13 protein-coding genes are annotated in these 20823 nt (G+C 66.5%); 2 read left to right on the top strand and 11 right to left on the bottom strand.

The annotated features are described in order from the left end of the window. Nucleotides 1-56: 56 nt before the first annotated feature. The 6 genes from AC6UAL_RS07525 to AC6UAL_RS07500 form a co-directional block, all read right to left on the bottom strand. Nucleotides 57-3335, bottom strand: a complete 3279-nt coding sequence (locus tag AC6UAL_RS07525) for a PD-(D/E)XK nuclease family protein (protein ID WP_500682762.1) — start codon at nt 3333-3335, stop codon at nt 57-59. 119 nt (nt 3336-3454) lie between these two features. Continuing rightward, complete coding sequence (locus AC6UAL_RS07520) at nt 3455-6910, bottom strand: AAA family ATPase (RefSeq protein ID WP_500682761.1); 3456 nt, start codon at nt 6908-6910, stop codon at nt 3455-3457. Next, nucleotides 6907-8322: an exonuclease subunit SbcD gene (gene sbcD / locus AC6UAL_RS07515; RefSeq protein WP_500682760.1), complete on the bottom strand. Its 1416-nt coding sequence runs from the start codon at nt 8320-8322 to the stop codon at nt 6907-6909. Before sbcD ends, AC6UAL_RS07520 begins: the two co-directional genes overlap by 4 nt. Nucleotides 8323-8615: 293 nt before the next feature. Next, complete coding sequence (locus tag AC6UAL_RS07510; protein WP_500682759.1) at nt 8616-9731, bottom strand: hypothetical protein; 1116 nt, start codon at nt 9729-9731, stop codon at nt 8616-8618. 210 nt (nt 9732-9941) lie between these two features. Then, nucleotides 9942-12041 carry a ferrous iron transport protein B gene (gene feoB / locus AC6UAL_RS07505; protein WP_500682758.1) on the bottom strand — a complete coding sequence of 700 codons (2100 nt, stop codon included), beginning with the start codon at nt 12039-12041 and terminating at the stop codon, nt 9942-9944. 69 nt (nt 12042-12110) lie between these two features. After that, nucleotides 12111-12620, bottom strand: coding sequence for a FeoA family protein (locus AC6UAL_RS07500; protein WP_500682757.1), 510 nt, complete (start codon nt 12618-12620; stop codon nt 12111-12113). A 368-nt stretch (nt 12621-12988) separates the two neighbouring features. On the opposite strand from AC6UAL_RS07500, the gene AC6UAL_RS07495 reads away from it, so the two are divergent. Continuing rightward, nucleotides 12989-13951, top strand: coding sequence for a DUF3472 domain-containing protein (locus tag AC6UAL_RS07495; RefSeq protein ID WP_500682756.1), 963 nt, complete (start codon nt 12989-12991; stop codon nt 13949-13951). Between the two features lie 259 nt (nt 13952-14210). On the opposite strand, the gene AC6UAL_RS07490 is transcribed toward AC6UAL_RS07495, so the two are convergent. From AC6UAL_RS07490 to AC6UAL_RS07470, 5 genes are all read right to left on the bottom strand, one after another. Next, complete coding sequence (locus tag AC6UAL_RS07490; RefSeq protein WP_500682755.1) at nt 14211-15989, bottom strand: PDZ domain-containing protein; 1779 nt, start codon at nt 15987-15989, stop codon at nt 14211-14213. Nucleotides 15990-16012: 23 nt separating this feature from the next. Further along, entirely contained in the window at nt 16013-17845 is a 1833-nt protein-coding gene (locus AC6UAL_RS07485; protein ID WP_500682754.1) for a S1C family serine protease, read from the bottom strand. A gap of 230 nt (nt 17846-18075) precedes the next feature. After that, nucleotides 18076-18684 carry a hypothetical protein gene (locus tag AC6UAL_RS07480; RefSeq protein WP_500682753.1) on the bottom strand — a complete coding sequence of 203 codons (609 nt, stop codon included), beginning with the start codon at nt 18682-18684 and terminating at the stop codon, nt 18076-18078. Between the two features lie 104 nt (nt 18685-18788). Continuing rightward, on the bottom strand, nt 18789-19277 hold the full coding sequence (gene smpB / locus AC6UAL_RS07475) for an SsrA-binding protein SmpB (protein WP_500682752.1): 489 nt from the start codon (nt 19275-19277) through the stop codon (nt 18789-18791). A 153-nt stretch (nt 19278-19430) separates the two neighbouring features. Further along, complete coding sequence (locus AC6UAL_RS07470; RefSeq protein ID WP_500682751.1) at nt 19431-19739, bottom strand: DNA-directed RNA polymerase subunit omega; 309 nt, start codon at nt 19737-19739, stop codon at nt 19431-19433. A gap of 240 nt (nt 19740-19979) precedes the next feature. Between AC6UAL_RS07470 and AC6UAL_RS07465 the strand changes: the two genes are divergently transcribed. Further along, a complete protein-coding gene (locus AC6UAL_RS07465; RefSeq protein WP_500682750.1) occupies nt 19980-20552 on the top strand; it encodes a single-stranded DNA-binding protein in 573 nt (190 codons plus the stop codon). Nucleotides 20553-20823: the final 271 nt, after the last annotated feature.

Genomic DNA, 20823 nt, shown 5'->3' with positions numbered 1-20823 from the left:
GCGGAAGCGCGGCGGATGGGATGGAGGGAGGGCGGAGGCCGGAAGCGACGGGCGCGTCAGAGCTCCTCGGGGCCACCCGCGCCGCCCGAGGCTGCGTGGAGAGGCGCCAGCCCGAAGACGGCGCGCAGGTCCTTGTTGCGGTCGATGCTGAGCAGCGCGTCGTTGTTGTTTTTGTCGTTGTTGTTGCCTCGCACGCCTTCCCAGAGTTCGCGCGGAACGAGGCAGGCACCGGCGCGCATCATGCTGACGGCGTACTCGATGACCTCGCGCACCCCGTTGCGTTGCGTGCAGGGGACGTATTGCACGCTCTCCGAGCTGAGGGGAAAGACGCAGTAGCCGGTCTCAATCAGCTCGGGGGCGGACTTGTAAAAATCGGCGGCCCAGGCGGCGTAGAGCGGAAGCTGAATGTCGGTGAGCGCCTGACTGTCCTTGCCGAAGGTCGGCAGAGGCGACATGAAACGGTGGAAGTCCTCGTTGTGTTTGATGTCGGAGAAGTCGGCTTTGTCCCTTTTCAGCTTGCCGGGTCCGGTTTTGTAGTCGATGATGCGGAGGCGGCCGTCGGGATGGCGGTCGATGCGGTCAACTCTCATGCGGAAACTCACTCCTTCAACGGGCTCCCAGAAGACCTCTTTTTCAGGCTCCTCGACGATCCAGCCCGCCTTGAGGCTCTCGAAGTGCATCCGAGCAAACTCGCCGAGATGGCGCTCGAGAATCGTGCAGAGGGGGCGGACGGAGGGCGGCGGTTGCGAGCAGAAAAAGTCATCGACGGCGGCGTGCAGACCATTCAGCGCCCTGTCGCGTATCTCCTCGACGCTCAGGCCGTCGCTCATCTCCGGGTAAGTTTTGCCGATGTCTTCCAGCACGCTGTGGATGAGGGTGCCGCGCGTGAGAGCGTCGAGGCTGTTGACGCCTTCGTCATAGATTTCATACTTGTCGACGCCGAGGAGTCGCTTGAGCCAGAAGCGCAGCGGGCATTTCAGGAAGGCGTTGATGCTGCTGGGGGAGAAGCTGCGCTGCGGGTCGGCCCAGGGCGAGCGCAGGCGGGAGCCCAGCAGCGTGACGGGCTCGGGCGGCACGGCTTCCGCATGTTCCGGTTTGTAGCGCTCGGGGGTGCCGACCGGTGCGGCGGGCTCTCCGCTCAGTTGCGGGATGCGGATGTGAATCGGCCAGAATGCGCGGCCCGAGGCGCTGCCCTCGCCGGGTTCGGCCTTGAGCGGAAGGGCGGTCGCGGGGGCGGTAGCGGGATGGGTTGCGGGATGGGTTGCGGAGGCGCCGGCGCTGCCGTCGGCGGTTGGCTCGGGGGCGTGCCAGCTCCAGTCTCCGGCGTCGTAGAGCGGCTCAGCTTCACCGGCGTCGAGGTTGACGAAGAGCTTGCGGATGCGGTCGGTCAGCAGCTCGGGGGGCTCGGACGGGCAGCGCAGCAGCAGCGAGGAGGGGGTGCAGGGGTCGCCGTCGGCATTGGCGCGAGCGACGATGATGTCCGTTTGCGGGTGCGCGTGCAGCAGGGCAAGCAGCAGGTAGCTGTCGCGGGCAAGGCGACGGCTGTGGCTGTCCGCCCCGATGAGCTGCCGCAGCGGTTCGGTCAGGAGGGGGTCGTCGGGCAGGGCTTCCGGCACGGCTCCCTCGTGCAGCCCCGCGAGCAGCAGATGCGAGCCGGAGGCGTAGGGGAGTTCGAGCCAGCCGAGCGCGTCGAGCGCGGCTTCGCTTCTCTGCTCCTGTTGCAGGCGGATGCTGCTCTGCTCCTCAGAGAGCATGTCCAGAGCCTCGGCGGTGCTCGGCGCGTCCGGGCAGCTCGCCAGGAAGTGTGCCAGCCGTTCGAGAGAGGCCGCTGCCTCGGTGCCGACGCGCTGATAGGGAGAACTGCCCGCACTCAGGCTTGTGAGTCGCGCCGCGAGGTGCAGCAGAGCCTCGGCGCTGCTGCCCGGTTGGCGCAGCTCGGCGATGAACTGCCGCATGCGGCGGATGTAGGCAGCGAGGAGCTGCCGAGTCGATAAAGCGGCCGCCTTGCCGCCTGCCGGGGCGGCGGCCCGCTCGGTTGCGTCGTCAACCTTGCTGCGGGCCTTGTTCTGCGCGTAGGCTTCAAGGGCATCCGCCCGAGCGGGGAATTTTTCGCTCATGAGCTCTTCGAGACAGGCGGTCACGGCCTCTGTCCGCCGTATGCCGAAGAGCTGCATGGCCACGCTGTTGCGCAGCAGCGCTGCGAGAGGGGCTGCCTGATCCGGGTGGCGCAGCACCTCGACGAGCCGTGACGCGAGTTCGAGGAGGTCGGTGCCGGCGGCGCTGCGGCCCTGCGGGTCGTAGAGCGGCCAGCCTTTCTCGGCGAAGGAGAGACTGAGAATCGGCAGAAACTGCGAATCGCAGACGCCGAGCGCACACTGTGCCGAGGCTTGCCCGCCGAAGAGCCTCAGCGCCAGAGCCGCCATTTGCCCACCCTTCGCCGCGACGTGCAAGTGCTCGTCGTCGACGGGAAGGGGGCGCAGAGCCCAATCTGCCGTCGGCAAGCCGACTTCGTCGAAGTGCCCTCGCTCGGCCTCGGGGGCGTGCACCCAGATTTCAACGCCTCCGTCGAGCCGGGCGCAAAGCTGCGTGAGACAGGCGCGCTCCGCTTGTGAGAGCTGGGGCAGGCAGGCCGCCACGATGCGCTGCGTGCGGGCGGGCAGAGCGTGCGCCGCCGAGCGGTGTGCGAGGGCCTCGCGGCGGCTGATGAAGCCCCAGCGGTGCAGGCGCTCCTCGACCTGTCCCGCGAGCTCGGCCAGCTGTTGCCAGCGTGTTTCTTCATCGGCATCGGCGAGGCGCAGCAGCTCGGCGACGCGCTGCCGCCCCGCATCGCTGTCGAGACCGAAGCGGCGCAGGGCGGCAGGGTCGCGCCGCAGGAGCGCCGCGACGTCCCGAGGCTCGACCAGCTCATCGCTCAGCGTGTCGCAGAGGTGCATGAGCCGATGCGCCAGCGCATCGCGCGTGCCCGCCTCCGCCTCCTCTTCGAGTTCTGCCAAGGCTGCTTGTTCGGGGAAGAGCAGCTGGAAGCGAGCGGCGGCGTCCGGGGAGCGAAGCTCGGCGAGCCAAGCGGCCAGACATTCGAGAGGGGAGGCGAGGGAGGCTGCGTCGAGCCCGAGAAGCTGATGAGGCTGCATGATGCTCGGCATCAGCAGAGCCCCGCGAGGAGAGGCGGCTGCCAGAGCCTCGCGGAGGCGTCGCCCGCTCTCGCGCGTCGGCACGAGGACGACCATGCGGCGAAAGCTTTGCGGATCGCCTTGCGCGATGGCGAGCAGGCGTTCGGTGATGAGCTCGATGGCCGGGCGATGCCAGCCCAGAAAAATGCGCTTTGGAGTTGTCATATCAGGCGGAAGAGAGAGAGGAACGATGCGGGAATGCGGCGAAGAACGAGGAAACGCGGCGGAGGAAGGAGATGAAGGAGAGGATGGGGAGGATGGGGAGGATGGGGAGGCGAGCGCCCTCAGCCCTGCGGCGGGCGGGCGAGCACGACGGCCTCGCCCGAGAGCGTCGAGAGCCCCTGGCGCATCGGCACGACGCAGATGGCGGCAGGAATCCGCTCGCGGAGTTTTTCGACGTGCGAGATGACGCCCACCATTTTACCCGATGCACTGAGCTTCTGCAAGCTCTCCATGACCTGCTCGAGCGTCTCGCCGTCGAGCGTGCCGAAGCCCTCATCGAGAAAGAGCGAATCGAGCTGCGCGTCGCTCACCATGTGCGAAAGACCGAGCGCCAGGGCGAGGCTCACAATGAAACTCTCGCCGCCCGACAGATTGCTGCAGGAGCGCGGCTTGTCGTCCTGATAGCTGTCGATGATACTCAGCTCCAGCGGCTTCTCGGGATCGGAGAGCAGCAGGTAGCGATCGTGGAGCCGCCGCAGGTGGCTGTTGGCCAGAGAGACCAGCATCTTCATCGTAATGCCCTGCGCGTAGTCGCGGAAAGAATCCGCCGTGCCGCCCATCGCCTCGTAGAGCTCCTCCCAGAGGCGCAGGCGCTCCGTCAGCTCGCCCAACTCACTCTCGAGCGCGCGGTTCGCGTCGCGCTGCCGATCATCGTAGCTGAGCTTGCCCGTGAGCTCCTGCAGGCGGGGCTCGAGTTCGCGGAGCCGTGCGTCGAGTTGATCGCGCTGCTCGCGCAGTTCGTCGGCATTCACCGCAGCCCGCTGTCGGCGCAGCGGCTCCAGCTGAGCGCTCCAGTGTTGCAGCGCCTGTTCGGCCTCGCGCAGCCCGTCGCTCAGTTCGCTGCGCGTCGCCAGCAGCTCCTCGAGACGCGCCTCGGGCAGCAGCGCTGCTCGGTAGGCCGCCTCGTCGGCGAAGCCGACCGCTGCCAGCGCCTCGGCGAACTCGCCTTCGGCCTTGCGGCAGGCGAGCTCCGCCTCGGCACGGCGCTCTTGCTGCTGCTTGAGCAGGGCTGCCGTCTTCTCGTCGTCCGCCCGCGCCGCCGCCTCGCGCTTCTGCGCCTCGCTCAGCGCCCGCTCGAGCGAGCGAAGATCATCGCGCCAAGTCGTCAGCAGAGCCTGAGACCCTCGGGCACCCTCGGCGCCCCATTCGTCCAGCCTCCTCTGCTCGAGCGCTCGGCACGCCTCCTGCGCCTCGGCGAGCGCCTTGTCCGCACCGTCGAGCAGGCGCTGCGTCTGCATCAGCTCCGTCTGCTTGAGCGAAAGGAGCTTGCGGGCCTCGGCGAGAGCCTCCGCCTGCTCGCGTTGCACCCGCTGCGCCGCTTCCCAAGCGACCAAGCGAGCTCGCGCCTGTTCGTAGAGCCTCCGCGCCCCGGCCGGCTCATGCGGCGGCTCCGCGCCCGGAACCATGTTGCGGTGCGCGGCGAGCCGCCTGCTGAAATCCTCGCGTGCTTCGAGCGCCGGCAACAGGCGCCGAAGCTCGTCGCGCTGCCGTTCGAGCTCCTGCATCGCCGCGACGCGCACCTCCAAATCCCGGCAGAGCGCCGCCGGATCCGCAGGCAGCTCCGCCCATCCCAGTTGCCGCAGCAGCTCCGCCACCTTCGCCTCGCGGGCGGGCAACTGCGCCTCCGACGCCGCAATTTCCCCGCGGGCCTCGGCAAGCTCCTGCTCGGCGCGGCGGAGCTTGAGAGCCGCGGCCTCGTACTCACGGCGGGCCTCGCGCAGCCAAGCCTGCGCCGTCTCCGACGCATCGGGCGGCAGAGGCGGCGGTTCTTCTCCCGGCATCGACGAGCCGCAGCAGGGGCAGTGCGTGTATCGCCCCGCCCGGAAATCGGCGGCCAGCCGCCTCAGCTGCTCTTCGACCGATGCCAGCCGCCCGACGGCCTCGGCGTGCTGCTCGGCCTGCCGCACGCGCTGCGCGGCCTTCCGCTCCTCCTGCTGCGCGGCCTCGCCGAGCGAGCCGAGCGCCTCGCTGCGGCGGCGAAGCTCGCTGAGCCTATTCGCGAGAGACGCCGACTCCTGCGCCGCCTCGACAAGCTCGCGCAGGCGCCTGAGCCGCTCGTTGGCTTCGGCGAGAGACTCGCCGCCCGCCAAGTGCCCCAGCTCATGCTCGAGAGCCGCCGTTTGCCGCCGCGCCTCATCGCTGCTCAGCTCCCTCGGCAGCAGAGCCACCCCCTGCATGCGATCCTCCCAGCACCGGAGCGAAATCTCCCAGCCGACAAGAGCCTCCCTCCAGTCGCTGCCGTCGCCGAGCTGCTGCAGCTCGCGCTCGGCTTCGTCCCGCGAGGCCTCTGCCTGAGCTATCCGCCGCCGGAGCTCATCCTGCTCACCTTGCAGCACCTTCAGCCGCCGACGGGGCGCCTGAGCCTGAGCGAGACGCTCCTGCCGCAGCGTCTCTTGGCGCTGCAAATCCTGTTCGAGGGGTTGCAGACGCTCGCGAACCCGTTGCTCACGCTCATCGAAGCGGAGACTCTCGTTGAGCAGACGCACGGCGCAATCGTTCGCGACATTTTCGGCCGCTCGTCGCTTCTCCCCCAGGGACGGGCTCAGCGCCTCGAGCTTCGCTGCCGCCTCCCCTTCGCGGCGGCAGCGTGCCTCTGCCTCGGCGCAGCGCTGATCGCTCGGCTGCACCCGCCGCGCGCGCAGAGCCGCCTCGCAGCGCGCCTCGTCGCCCGAGACCCGGAAGCGCTCAACCGCGAGGCGAAGCTCGTCGCGATGGGCGCGAGCCGCCGCCTCATCAGCGCAGAGCTTCTCGAAGGCCGCTTGCTCCCGGAGCTCCAGCTCGACCGTTGCCCGAGCCGCCTCCTCATCGCGTTTCTGCTGCGCGGCCTCGGCCAGCAGCCGCTCCGCCTCGCTGCGCTCCTCCCCGCTGAGCACCGGAAGAAAGCGGAAGCGTGCCCGCTCGTCCTTCAGCTCCTTCATCCGCGCGCGGACGTGTAGGCCCAGCTCCGCATAAATCTCCGTGCCCGTGATGGACATCAAACTCTCCGCCCTCTCCTTGGCCGAGGCTCGCAGAAAATCCTGAAACTTCCCCTGCGGCAGCATGATGCAGCGGCTGAAATCGTCGTAGCTCAGCCCGCAGATTTCAACGACGAGCTCGTCGACGTCGCCGCTCTTTTCGCTGAGCACCACCTCCGCACCGCCGGGGAGAATCTCCGTCAGCCGCCGCTGCTCCGGGCCGTAGGGCGTCGCCGAGCTCGCACGCCGCGTCCGCTTCTGCGCGGTGGAGACGCGGAAACGCCGTCGCCGCCCCTCGCAGACCTTCTCAAACAGCAACTCCGCGCTGCAACTCTGCGCACTGCGGCTCATGAGCTCATTGCGGGTCTGCGAAAAACTGCCGAGGCGCGACGTTTCACCGTAGAGAGCGTAGGTGACGGCGTCGAGAATCGTCGTCTTGCCCGAGCCCGTCGGCCCGGCAATGATGAAGATGCCCGCATCGGCGAGCTGCGGGTGCTCAAAGTCGATGCAGAAGTCGCCCGCCAGCGAGTTGAGGTTGCTGAAGCTGAGTCGGAGCAGTTTCATGTGTCGGAGGATAGGCCGGAGACTGGGGATTCGGGGGATTCGGGGGATTCGGGGGATTCGGGTAAGTCGGCGGATGCGGCAGTTGCGGCGGATGCGGCGGATGCGGCGGATGCGGGGCGCTGTTTGGCCTCCCTCCTGCTGCTGCGCTGCGCCTCGAGCTCGTGCAGGCAGCTGCGGAACAGCTCCAGCAGGCGCTCCTGCCTCTCGGGATCCGGCGGCGCCGTGCCCGCCGTTTCCTCCATGCGGCGCCGGAGCACCTCTTCGGGCGTGAGCTCGGCGAGAGAGAGCTTCAGCTCATCCTCTGCGTCCGCTTCGGCGGTCTCTGCGCTGCACCGACGCGCCAGCACCAGCTCGAGATCGGCGGCCTCGCGGAGCGCCTCCGCGCGCTCCAGCAGCTCGCTCTGCGTCAGGTCGCCGCCGCTGTAGCGCAGCAGCACCCGGTGAGACGGCACGATATCGCTGCCTCGGCGGCAGTCAGCATTGGCCTCGCGGGCTCGGCGCCGGAGCTGCTCCGCCAGCGCCTCAAAGCCCTGTCGGTCGGCGAGCTCCACTTGCTCCGCCAGCGTGAAGACCGGCACGGGCTCGGCCTCCACCTCCACGCCTCCGGCATCGTCCACCGTGATCCACAGCAGGCGGTGGCGGTAGGAGGCTTCGTCAAGCCCCATGGCCAGTGGGCTGCCGCAGTAGTGGATGCGCCCCTCTTCGGGGGCGGCGGGCTTGTGGATGTGCCCCAGAGCCACGTAGTCGAAGACCGGCTCGAAGATATCGCGGCCGACACTCTCGAGCGTGCCGATGAGGCAGCGCGTCGAAGCCGTCATTTCGGTGCCGAGCACGCTCAGATGCCCCATGGCGATGGCCGCTCCGCCGTAGAGCTTCTTCTGCTCGCGGGCGTCGCGGGCCAGCGCGGCGTAGACCTCGGCAATGCCTCGGGTGTAGGCCGTCTCGCGCAGCTCGCGAGGATCGTCGGGCGAGACGGGCAGAGCCACATCGGCCGGGCGCAGAAAGGGCACGGCGTAGAGCGTTGCACGCCGCGTGCCGCCTTCATCGCAGAGCGGCAGTCGGCAGGCGAGCAGGTCGTCGCGGTTCAGCGAGGCGACGACCGTGGCGTGGTAGCGCGGCAGCAGCGGCGCGGCCTTGCTGAGCTGGGCGGCGCTGTCGTGATTGCCGGCGGTGAGAATGATGCGGCGGCAGCCCGTGGCGTCCGCTCGGCTCAGGAAGTCATAGAGCAGCCCTTGGGCCCGATCCCCGGGCGTGCTGCTGTCGAAGACATCGCCCGAGATGAGCAGAACGTCGGGGCGCCGCTCGCTCATCAGCTCGAGCAGCCAGTCGAAAAAGGCGCGAAACTCGTCGAGCCGATTGTGATCCATCAGCCGATTGCCGAGGTGCCAGTCTGAGCTGTGAAGAATGAGCATGGGTGGAAGGGCGGTATGGCGTCGGGCGTTTCCGTGCAACAAGGCGTTGTGCCCCTTGTTCGGGAGGAGCTGAAAAAGCGGGTGCGCCCGCCGTTTCGGCATGGTGCACTCCCATCGGCGCCCGCCGACGGGAGGGGTGCCGAATCGAACAGAGGCACGGGTAATATGATACCACAGAGGGGCGCTCAGGTCAAGTTTAATGCAAAGCGTGCGGTGCAAAAAAAAAGCCCCCGTTTGCTCATGGGCAAACGGGGGCGGAGAGCTGAGCTTTCGCCGAGCTGCGCGACGGCGGCTCAGGGTTGAGCCGGGGTGGTCACACGGCCGTTCTCATCGATGATGATCCTTCCGCCGTTCGCCGGCAGAGTAACTTCTCGGCCGTTGATGAAAAGGCGAGGCTTTTGTTCATCCGGCATGGCCTTGTCGGCGGGAGCCGGCGCGGGCAGCGGAGCGGGCTTCACGGCCTGCGCGGCCTCGTCAGCGGGCGCAGGAGCGGGAGCGGGCATGGGCTTGGCCTCAGGCTTGGGAGCCGGGGGGACGGGAGCGGGGACGGGCTTGGCATCAGGCTTGGGGCCGCAGCAGGGGGGCTTGGGAGCCGGGGGAACGGGAGCCGGTACGGGCTTGGCGTCAGGCTTGGGGCCGCAGCAGGGAGGCTTGGGAGCCGGGGGAACGGGAAGCGGCTTCAGGTTGATCATTTTGCCGTCGGGGCCGACGGTGATCTCGGCGTTGGCCGGCACGGGCTGTCCGTTGATGAAGATGCGGGTGTTGCCCTCAGCCCCGCCGATGACGGGTCCGCCATGGCTGGTGATGATGACCTTTTCGGTCGGCGCGGGAGCGGGGGCGGGAGCCGGAGCGGGCGCAGGGGCGGGTTTCTCAACCCGGACGCCGCCGTCGGGCGTGACGATGACCTTGCCGCCTTCAGGGGGCAGGGCGACGGGGCGACCATTGATCTTGACGCGCGGAGTCACGACGGGCGCGGGCTCGTCAATGACGCGCTCGCTGCTGCTGACCTCCTTCCCGTTGACAAAGACCTTCGTCTGCATCTTGCCGCGGATTCGGGCTCCGGGTTTGGGAGCCGGCACCGGAGCGGGCTGAATCTTTGTTGCCGGGACGGCGTGCACCGGGCGCTGGCCGAGGACCTTGGGGGCGATCTTGTTGACAATCTCGCGGGCCTCGTCTTCGCTGAGACCGACGGACATCAGCTCATTGGCGATATTGTTGAGTGCATCGACCTGAGCCTGGATGGTCTCGCGGTCAGAGACGATCGGTCGCGGTGCCGGAAGCGGAGCGGGTGCCGGCTTCGGGGCAGGCGGCGGAACGGGTGCGGGTGAAGGGACGGGAGCCTGAGCCTGGGCGAGGGGCGCCAGTGCGCCGACCAGGGCAGCGGTCTTGAGAAGGCTTGAGATTGTCATATGGTTGATGGTGGGTTAAACTCCCCCCGGCAGAGGGGGATCTTTTTTAAGATAGCACGCCGCTGCGTGCATGCAACCCTTTTTTCTGTCTGTATGACAACGCAGCGGGCGTTGATGACGCCGCGACGGGTCGGTATGACACCGCGTCGGGTCGGTTTGACACCGCGTCGGGTCGGTTTGACACCGCGTCGGGCGAAAGTTCGGGGCAGTTCAGGCGGAGAACAGGGAGGCGATCTGGTAGACGAAAACGGCGGCGGCGAAGCCGACGACGTTGCAGGTCAGAAACTGCATCAGCGTGAAGCCCCAGCTTCCCGATTCTTTGCGGATGACGGCGACGGTGCCGATGCAGGGAAGCGCCAGCAGGGCAAAGACCATGATGCCGAGAGCCTGCGGGATGTTGTAGTGGTTGCGGATGGCTTCTCGGGTGAGCCCTTCTTCGTAGGCGCTTTTCTCTTCGTCGCTCATGCCGACTTCGCTGGCGGGGTCGGGGCCGGCGTGAAAGAGAATGCAGAGCTGGGTGACGAGGAGCTCTTTGGCCGAGAAGGCTCCGATCATGGCGGAGTTGGCCTGCCAGTCCATGCCGGCGTACTGCGAGACGGGTTCAAAGAGGCGGCCGATGCGCGCGGCGTAACAATCCGGGTGCGCCACTTGAGCCTGAGGAGCCCCGCCCTCCGCATCCTCGCGCAGGGGGAAGGTGTTGAAGGCCCAGAGGATGACGGAGCCGAAGAGGATGAAGGTGGCGGCTTTTTTCAGATACCCGCTCGCCTTCTCCCACACGCTCATGAGGTAGCCGCGCAGAGAGGGCAGGCGGTAGGGCGGCAGCTCCATGATGAAGAGCTCGTCGCCGCCGCGAAAGAGCGTGCTTTTGAGCAGGCGGGCGATGATGACGGCGACGACGACGCCCAGCAGGTAGAGGCTCCAGAGGGTGAGCGTGCGCCACTGCTCCGGGACGAGCGCCTGAATGATGAGGGTGAAGACGACGAGCCGCGCCGAGCAGTTCATCCACGGCAGCACGAACATGGTGACGAGCCGATCCGTGCGGCTCTCGATGCTGCGCGTGGCCAGCACGGCAGGCACGTTGCAGCTGAAGCCCAGCAGCATGGGGATGAAGCTTTTGCCGTGCAGGCCCATCTTGTGCATGAAGCGATCCATGAGGAAGGCGACGCGCGCCATGTAGCCGGTGGCTTCCAGCAGGGAGAGACAGGCGAAGAGGATGACGATGGTGGGGACGAAGCTGATGACGCCGCCCGCGCCGCCGATGACGCCCCCGGTGATCAGCGAGACGAGCAGGGGATGCCCGTCGCCGAGCAGCTCGCTCACCCGTTCGGCAAGGGCGTCAAAGGCGCTCTGCACGGCTTCGACCATGGGGTTGCCCAGCGCAAAGCTGATGTAGAAGATGAAGAACATGATGGCGACGAAGACAATCATGCCCAGATAGCGGTGGGTGAGCAGGCGGTCGAAGGCCAAGGTGAGTTTGCGGGCATCCCACTCGCCGGAGTTGCCGTGCACGCATTCGCCGACCAGCCCGTGGATGACGCCGTAGCGCTTGTCGGTGAGCAGCTCTGCGGGGCTCACGCCGAACTCGCGAGCGAGCGAGTCTCGGCAGTCGTCGACGATTTGCAGAAAGCGCTGCCCCTTTTCGCCGTGGTGGGCAAAGTGGGCAATCATGCGCGAGTTGCCCTCCAGCAGGCGCGAGGCGATGTAGGTCGGCGGCTCGTCGTGCGGCGGAAATTGGGCGCTCTCGTAGGCGTGCGTCAGGATGTGAAAGATGCGGTCGATGGCTTCGCCGTAGGCCGGGCGGCGGATGGTGCCCGATTCGGCGAGTCCGTGGCAGACGCGGCCGATGAGGCGGCGCAGGCGGTTGATGCCGGTGCCGTGAAACGCATCGGTGCGCAGCACGCGCACGCCGATGAGCTCTTCCATGCGGCGCACGTCGAAGCGCAGACCGGCATTGACGGCGGCATCGGCCATGTTGAGAACGAGCAGAACCTGCCAGCCGAAGTGCCAGAGCTGAAGGGTGAGGTAGAGCTGCACGTCGAGGTTGGTGGCGTCGACAACGCTGATGACGAGCCTCGGCCGATGGCGGCAGAGGCAGTGCATGGCGAGCGCTTCTTCGGGTGAGTTTTCACCCAAGCGGTAGACGCCCGGCAGGTCGATGAGGTCGACGTCGCCGCTTTCGGTGTGCAGCACTTCGTGCACCTCTTCGACGGTCATGCCGACGGGGCGGTTGGTGCGCGTGAGGCGGTTGAAGAGCGCGGTCTTGCCGCAGTGCGGCGTGCCGATGAGGATGGCTTGCGGAAGATCAGGCATGGCGTTGCGTGGCGGCGATGGAGACGGTGGTTGCGGTGGCGGTGGCGATGGCGGACACGGGGGCGAGGCTCAGGGCTCGTCCGGGTGGGGCGTCTGCTTCCAGCTGATGTCGGGGTCGAAGCTTGGTGTGTCGTCGCCCTCGCGGCAGACTTTGACGCGGATGAGGCGGGCTTCGCGCAGTCTCAGCGCGACCATGGTGCCCTGCACGGCGACGAGCATGGGGCCGCCGAAGAGCGCCTGCTCGTGTACCGTGACGCGGATGCCCCGCACGAGCCCGTGGTCGGCAAAGCGGTTGATGAGATCCTGATCGCCGTCGGCCACCTCGATGACGCGTCCGCTCTGCCCGACGGCCAGATCGGCCAGCGTGCCCGTCGCTCCCGGCTCCCCGCAGTGTTTGCCGCTGCATCGGCCGCTGCGGCAGGTCTTTTCGCGGTGTCGGCAAGCGCAGGCATCGCCGCCGCAGGGGGAAGCGCCGCAGTCGCCGTCTTTCCCGCAGCTGCCGCAGCTGCCGCAGCCCCCGCAGCCGAAGAGGAGGCTGCCGAGGCGTCTCCACCAGCTGCGTTTTCCGTGCTCCTTCATGACAGGGAGCCTAGCACAGCTTGTGCCGTCGCGCAAGTTTTATCCCTTGAGGAGACAAACGAAAAGCTCCGTGCCGTCGGCGGGGAGCGCGGGCGGCGGAGCGGACGAAAAGTCCCGCGCAGGCGGCGGAGTGTGCGGACGGCGGAGCGGACGAAAAGTCCCGCGCAGGCGGCGGAGTGTGCGGACGACGGAGCGGATGAAAAGACCCGCGCAGGCGGCAGGAAGCGCGGGGACGGCGCGGCTCCGAAGTCCCGTGTGCGGGGAGTTGTGCAGGCACGGGGCGGAGAGGGTAAAAAAGCGTTGCTCGCGGGGCAAAGGGGTGCACTTTGTGCTTGCCATGCTCGGCCGATTTGATTAGGATGTAGCCGATGAACGCATTCCGAGCTTTTCTGACTGCATCTCTGGGCGTGGCCGCACTTTGCAGCTCCGCTGTCGTGGCCGATCCTGCTTCCGACTACTGGAAACCGGAGAACATGGCCAAGCGTCAGTGCACTTCCGTGCATCTGAATTATCTCCCGAAGGTGCCCCACACGGCGGCCTACACCGAGATGGTGATCGAGAAGAGTGCTCCCGGCACTTACTTCGCCTGCAACAGCTTTGGCGGCGGCTACATCGGCGTGCAGGAGCTCCCCGAGGACGAATCCGGCAAGACGAAGCGCGTGGCGATTTTCTCGATCTGGGACGCCAAGGACTCGGGCGACAATCCGCACGCCGCCCCGGAGGAGGAGCGCGCCAAGTTGGTGCAGCGCGGCCGCGGCGTGGTGACGGCTCGCTTCGGCGGCGAGGGCACCGGCGGCAGGTCCATGCGCCTCTTCCCTTGGAAGGAGGGCGAGGTAATTCGCACGCTGGTGGTTGAGAAGCCGGACGGCGAGCACTTCCGCCAGATTGCCGGCTACATCTACAATCCCGCCACGAAGCACTGGGAGCTGCTGAGCTGCTGGCGCGTCCAAGCCATCCGCCGCGGCATCGGCGGCGGATGCGGCTTCGTTGAAGACTTCCGCCGCAATGTCGAGTCCAAGGAGCACGAGCGCCGCGCCACCTTCGGCCCCGCTTTCCGCTGGACGGGCAAGGAGTGGAGCTTGGCCGACACCTTCCGCTTCACGAAGGACGGCAACCTCAACATGAATATCAACTGCCGCCTCAACCCCGAGCGCGGCTACTTCTCTCTGGCGACGGGCGGCGACGTCAAGCCCGAGGCTGACTTCGCCGTCTTCACCGAGAAGAAGCTCGATGTTTCGGCCAAGAAGCCGGGCAAAGACGTGATGAAGCTCATTAAGGCTCCGAAACTCAAAGCCGTTCCCTACAGCGACGACGGCAAGTGGGAGGAGTGATTTGCACCCCTCCTCCGAGTCGAGCGCGCGCCAAGCCTTCGGCCGATGAGAGAGCGGCGGGGAATAGCCCCGCCGCTCTTGCGTTCTTTTGGAGCGGCCCGCGCCCCCTTCCCGGCAAAAGCTTGGCGCGGCTCTCGGCGGTTTTGGCGCTGCCCGTCGGCGGCGCGGAGAAAGCTGCTCTGCACGCCTCAAAAAAAAGCGGTGGCGCCTTGTCGGCGCCACCGCTTCGGAGAGCAGGCGGAGCGAAGCCCTGTGAGCCTCAGGCTGCCGGAGCGGGTTGCGGAGCCGGAGCCGGTGCCGGTGCCGGAGCCGGAGCAGGCGATTCGCTCGCAGCCGCCTCGGCGGAGGGCTCTTCGTCAGAGGCCGCTTCGTCGGCAGCAGCGGACTTTTCGGAGCCGTCCTCCTTCAGCACGACCAAGCGCGGGATGGACTGCGCCTTGATAGCCTTGTTGCATCGGCGGGTGAGCTTCTGATCCATCACGATGGTGAAGGGAGCCTTATTCACCTCGAAGGTGATGAGCCCGTCGGGCGTGCGCTTGTTAATCAGGTCGAAGAACTGGCGGAAGTTCTTCACCACCTGTCCGTTCACCTTCTCGACCAGACAGAAGGTCATCTGCTCGTAGGAGAGCGTGGCCGGCGTGGCGATGACAAGCGTGAGCGCCACCAGCTCATCGCGGCCCTCTCGGCGGAATTCGTCCATGCGCCCGTCGAGCTCGAGGAAAGTCGCCGGCAGGTCGCCCTTGGCAGCGGCCTTCAGCTCGCTGATGTATTCGGGAGACAGCGGTTGGAAAAGCAGACCGCCGTACATGATGTAGCGCGGCTGCTCACCGGGGAGATCCCGGCAGTAGAGAGAATTCTCCTCCGCGTCGCGATTCAGCTCGACCGTCTTATCGGAAGCCTGTCCCTCGTGGCGTATCGAGAGCGTCATGGTTTCGCCGATCGGCTTGAGCCCCCGCAGCAGGGTGGTGGCGCTGATGGAGTCGTAGAGAGGCGACAGGCAGCGTCCCTGCTTGTCGATGGGCATCCCCTCGACCGCCGTGAGCACGTCGCCCGCGCAGATGCCGGCCTTCTCGGCGGCACTGCCCGGCAGCACGCGGCTGATGTAGAGACCGCCTTGGTTCTCGTCCAGCTTCAGATAGCGGCAGAACACCGGGTCGTCGAGCCCCTCGAACTCCAGCCCCAGCACAGGAGCCTGAGCCTGCTCGTTGTTGAGGAAGCGCTCAATGAGCTCAGCATTGATGACGGTGAATACCTGTAGAGCCGCATCATAGCCGCTGGTCAGGCCGCAGAGCCTGCCGTCGCGCACAATGGGCAAACCGTAGGAGTTGTTGCCGGCGGGAATGGCCGTGGCCGCCTTGACCCTCAGGCGGGGCATGCCGTTGGAGCTCGTGCCGCTGCCTTCGACCGTCACGGGCACCTGCGCGGCTCGCAGCCCCTGCACGGAGCCGCAGAACTCGGCCTTGTCGCCGATGCGCATGGCATCGCCGAGGGGCAGAGCCGTGCGGCCGTCAAAGATGCGGGCATCCTCCTCGTGCGCCACGGTGAGCAGGGCGAGCTTGATGTCTCGGTTGTAGCGCAGCAGCTTGGCCGGCACCGCGCCGGAGCCGTCGGGCAGGGCAATCTCCAGATAGGTGGCGGCATCGACGGCGTCACCGAAGGTCAGCACGCGACCGTCGCCGAGGTAGATACCCATGAGGCTGCCGTTGTTCATCTTCCCCTTCTGCCAAGGCTGCACGAGGTTGTATTGCTGGCGGGTGCTGCGCACTTCAAGCAGGTAGCTGAGCGTGTCGGGCTTGGCCGGCTCAGCGGCGGGAGCCTTCTCGGCCGATGCATCGGCCTGAGGCGCTTCCGGAGACGCTGCTGCGGCATCGGGCTGCGGCTGCTCGGCGGAGGGCGCGGGGGCGCCGGCTTGGCCTTGCTGTTCGGCGGCTTGGCTCTGTTGGTCGGCCGCAATCGCCCGGGGATTGCGCGGCGTGGGCTTGCAGGCCGCGAGGCTGAGACCGACCAAGGCCGAGATCAGGAGAACGGATTTCTTCATATGCAGAGAGTCTGAAACTTGGGTTATTTGAGACGCGCCGGGGCCGGGATGGCGTAGCCGGCAGAGATGCGTTGATTGGCGGCATCAACCGTACTGTTGTCGATGACGATGGGGCGATCGCTGCCGACGACCTCGATGACGGTGTAGTCGGGGCGCTTGCCGTCCTTCGGGTAGAGCAGCTCGGCGAGCTGCTCGAGACTCGTGATTTCAACGCCGTTGACTTTGGAGACCATGCTGTTGGTCACATTGCCGGCGAAGCGCGCATTCACCTCGTCCGGCAGCACCTCGGTGATGAGAACGAGATCCTTCTTCTTGAGCGAGCCGCCGCGCGTCATGAAATTGTTGATTTCGACGAGGTAGTTCTTCACGTCAATACTGCGGGCGGCCACCACATTGAGATCGAGCGGCTGGAAGATGAGACCGCCGAACTGCACGTAGCGCGGCTGCACGTCGTAATAGAAGGTGTTGACGCTGCGGCCCGGGGCGGCCTTCAGCGTCGCCGTCACCTGCATGGGCTTGCCGTCGCGCAGGATGGAGAATTGCACCTTGTCGCCTCGGAAGGCGCGTTCGGCGAGCTCTTCGAGCTGCACGCGCTCGCCGTCCAGCTCAATCATGGCCGAGCTGTCGACGGGGCAGCCGTTGACCTCCATCACAACGTCGCCCACCTGAAGCACGCCGTCGCAGGAGCCGCCCTGAGCAATGTCGCTCACAACGACGCCGACCGGCTCTTCCGTCAGCTTGTAATATTGGCGCATGGCCGGGTTTTCGAGCGGGAAGAAGGCCGCGCCGAGCTCGACGTACTGGTCGTAGACGCCGTCCTCAACATCCTTGAGGAAGCGCTTGATGACCGGCATGGGAATCATGTAGCCCGTCGAATTGGCTTGAAGCAGGCCTTGGAAGGCGACGCCGACGACCTTGTCGCCCATGAGCACGGGGCCGCCGCTGTTGCCGGGATTGATGGCCGCATCAATCTGCACGGTGAGGTGGGCGATGTTGCGCGGGTGCGAGTAGGGGACGCTCTCGATGCGCGAGACAATGCCGCGCGTCACCGAGAGACGGCTGCCGCCGATGGGGTAGCCGACGGCGCGAACCGTGTCTTCGAGCTTGGGCAACGAGTCGCTGAACGCGAGGCAGGGCACGTCGGCAAAGGCCTCGGCGTCATCGACCTCGACGAGCGCGAGGTCGCAGTCGTGAGCCACGTATTTCACGCGGGCCGGAATCTTGCGCGAGTCGGCGTAGGGCGAGATGTAGATGCGATCGGCGTTGGCCACGACGTGAGCATTCGTCATGAAGAGCCCTTTGCCGACCATGAATCCGGTGCCGTTGCCGCGCCCGAAAGCGCCTGACTGCCACGGGCGGCTGTAGTCGGGCATGCGAACGGCGACTTCAATCTTCACGATGCCGCGGTAGGCGTCCTCGACGTTCGAGGCCGCAGAGGCAGGTGTCGCGGGAGCCGGGGTCGGCGCGGGTGCAGGTGTCGCGGGAGCCGGAGCGGGCGCGGGAGCCGGGGTCGGCGCAGGTGCCGGAGCGGGCTCGGGAGCAGGTGTCGCAGGAGCCGGAGCATGCGCAGGCGCAGGCGCAGGAGTGGGCGCGGGAGCCGGGGTCGGCGCGGGTGCAGGAGTGGGCGCGGGAGCAGGTGTCGCAGGTGCCGGAGCGGGCGCGGGAGCCGGAGTCGGCGCAGGGACAGGCGTTTCAGAAGCCGGAGCGGGCTCGGGCGCGGGAGCCGGGGAGGGAGTCGATGCCTCCGTGACCCGGACGGCCGGAGCCGACGCCGAGGAGGACGGCACGGATTCGGGCGAATCCGCCAACACGGGAAGGGCTGCGATGAGGACAGCCGTGGCTGATTTCGTTATCACGCTTTTATTCTGCGCTGCGCGCTCCCCTGAGTCAAGCTCAAAAGCTGTCAGGAGTAGGCGCAAAGGGGCGCGACGCAGCGATGAACGGAGCGTCGCGCCGAGCTTGCAGGCGAGGGCTCGGGTGCCGCCGATGTGCGGCGGGATGCCGCCGGAGTACAGCGGGGGGCGGCAGGGTGCGGCAGAGCGTCGCAGGGTGTTGCGGAGCGTGTCGCGCTCGGCCGCGCTCCGTTTCACTGACCGCGGAGAGCGTCGACGCAGATGGCCGACCAGGTTTCGAGCTTCGGGTAGAGCTCGCCGGACAGCTCATCGAGACTGCGGAAGGCGAGTCGATCGAGCGTCTTTTCGTTGGGTTCAACGGCGTCGCTGTCCAGATCGAAGCGGTGGACGATGCCGAGGTGGACGCTGCCGACTTCGTTCGTGTCGTCGTTGATGACGGCGTAGAGCTGCTGCCGGGCGTTGCCCGAGAAGCGAATCTCTTCGCGGATTTCGCGCTCGACACCCGCCAGATAGGTGCTGAGGTTTTCGGCGAGGCCGTCGACGGGGTTGATGTGGCCGCCGATGCCCAGCGAGTACTTGTCGTGCAGGCGGGCTTCATGGCCCTTGGAGGTGCGCGCATAGCTGAGCACCTTGCCCTCGTGGCAGAAGATGGCGTAGGCGATGATCTGTTTGTATTCCGGCGACTCTTCGGCCGTTGCGCGGTCGATGAAGCGGGCGACGCCGGGCTTCAGAAAGGCCTCGAGGTAGTCCTGCGGGTTGCGGCGCACGCCGTTGAAGGCGCCGACTTGTTCAAAGACGTCGCGGGGGACGACGAGAACCTGTTCTCCGTTGTAGCGTGACATGCCCCGACTCTAGCGCAGCGCGGGCTCAGCGTCAAGCTCTTTCTCAGTCGACGCTGGGGGCGGCGGCGTCGTGCCCGCCGAGCGGAAGCGGGGGAAGCCGCCCTTCACCAACGCCCCTTGTTGAAGCGGCTGACTTCGCGCTGCACCTCGCGCATTTCCGCCCTCTCCTTGAGGTCGTACCGCTGGTCGCGGTGGGTCTTGCCGCGGCCGACGCCGAGTTCGGCTTTGACTCTGCCGTTTTTCCAGTAGAGCCTCAGCAGGGGCAAGGCATAGCCCTTCTGGGCCATTTGAATCTCGAGCTTGAGAATCTCGCGCTTGTGCATGAGCAGGCGGCGGGGGCGTTTAGCTTCGTGCTGAAACCACTTGCCGGCCGTCTCCCAAGGCTGCACGTCGCAGCCGTAGAGGAAGAGCTGGCCTTTTTCGACGCGGGCAAAGGCGTCTGAAATGTTGACGCGCCCCTCGCGGATGGATTTGACCTCGGTGCCGCGTAGCTCGATGCCGCATTCGTGTCGGCTGAGAATCTCGTAGTCTCGGCCGGCTTTTTTGTTGCCGGCGATGATGTTGTTGCTGTTGTGGGGCTTTTTGTTTGCCATGTCGATGGGGCTGGTTGTCGGTTGTGGCGCTTGCGGCTGCGCAGGACGGGGTTCGACTGCGCCGGAGGCGCCGGAAAAAAAAGCGCGCCCGGCTCCGGGAAATCCGAAAGGCGGGCAGCGCGAGATTCCCGACTGGCGGGCGATCTGTGAGAATCAGAACTCGGGCGTGACGGTGATCGTCTCGGCGGCCTTGTCGGCAGCCTCGTCAGCCGGAGCAGAGAATTCGTCGCTTTCGACTTCCTGATTCATCGCGGCGAGCTCGTCGGCGCTGGCTTCATGCCAGATGATCTTGCCCTTGATGATTTCCGTCAGAGCAATGTCCCCGCAGCCCATCTCGGGAGTGGTGGGCACGTAGGGATCCGAGCCGTGGTTGAGCTGCTGTACGCGCTTGGAAACGATGTTGACCAGAAGCTGGTTGTCGCCAACAATCTCCGCCGCTTTCTCGATGAGTTCAACTTTCATGAATGGATAAAAATCTGATTCCCGCGTATGCGCGGCTGCACATTATACATGGCGGATGCGTGCCTGGCAAGCCTATATTTGCGTCAGTTGCGAGAAATTGTTTCGCGCAGGTTCTCTTATGCTGCGACACAGTTTATGCTTGCAAGATGACGGGTACACAAGGTAAGATAGTGCCGACAGACAGGCGGCGCGCCTCAGACCGCGACCGCTCGTAATAAGCACCTTATTTCTCGCACGATTATGGCTAATTTGAACAAAGTGATGATTATTGGTAACCTGACGGCAGACCCCGAGGTTCGCACGACGCCCCGCGGCACGCCGCTCACCGAGCTGCGCCTCGCCGTCAACCGCGTGTCGGGCGGTCAGGGTGAGGGCGAACGCCGCGAAGAGGTGACTTTCCTCGATGTGACCTGCTGGGGACGCACGGGTGAGATCGCGGCTCAGTACCTCGCCAAGGGTCGCCCCGTTTTTATCGAGGGGCGCTTGCAGCAGGATTCGTGGGAGGATAAGCAGACCGGGCAGCGCCGCAGCCGCATTCGCATCGTGGCGGAGAATCTGCAACTGCTCGGCAGCCGCGACGGCGGCAGCCGCCAAGGCGGCTATGCCGGGCAGCAGGACGGCAGCTACGGCGGGCGTCAGGAGAGTTCTCATGGCCAAGGCGGTTACGGCGGTCGCCAAGGCGGCTACAACAATCAGGGCGGCGGCTACGGGCAGAACAACTACGGCGGCGGCCAATCGTCTCCGCGCTCGTCCTACCAGCAGCAGACGCCGCCGCCGATGCCGCCCGAGGAGGACGACGATATCCCCTTCTGATTCGTCTCTCCCCCTTTCACCCCTTTCATCGCGCCCCTCGGAGTGCCCGCACACGGGTCACCCGAGGGGCTTTGCTGCGTCGGCGTGTGGCGGCTTCGGGTTTGGCGGTTTTTTGTTTGTCGGCTTTGCGCTTGTCGGTTTCGCGCCTGCGTCGTCGCGCTGCACGCGCCGCCGCTTTTATGTCGCGTTCGTCGGCGTAAGCGGACAAAAATCCGCACCATACGCGTAGCGGACAAAAATCCGCACCGTAATCCTAATAAGTCATTATTTG

Source organism: Candidatus Parakkermansia intestinigallinarum (genome assembly GCF_944389695.1).
Lineage (GTDB): Bacteria > Verrucomicrobiota > Verrucomicrobiia > Verrucomicrobiales > Akkermansiaceae > Akkermansia > Akkermansia intestinigallinarum.
This window is presented reverse-complemented; position numbering and strand designations above follow the sequence as displayed.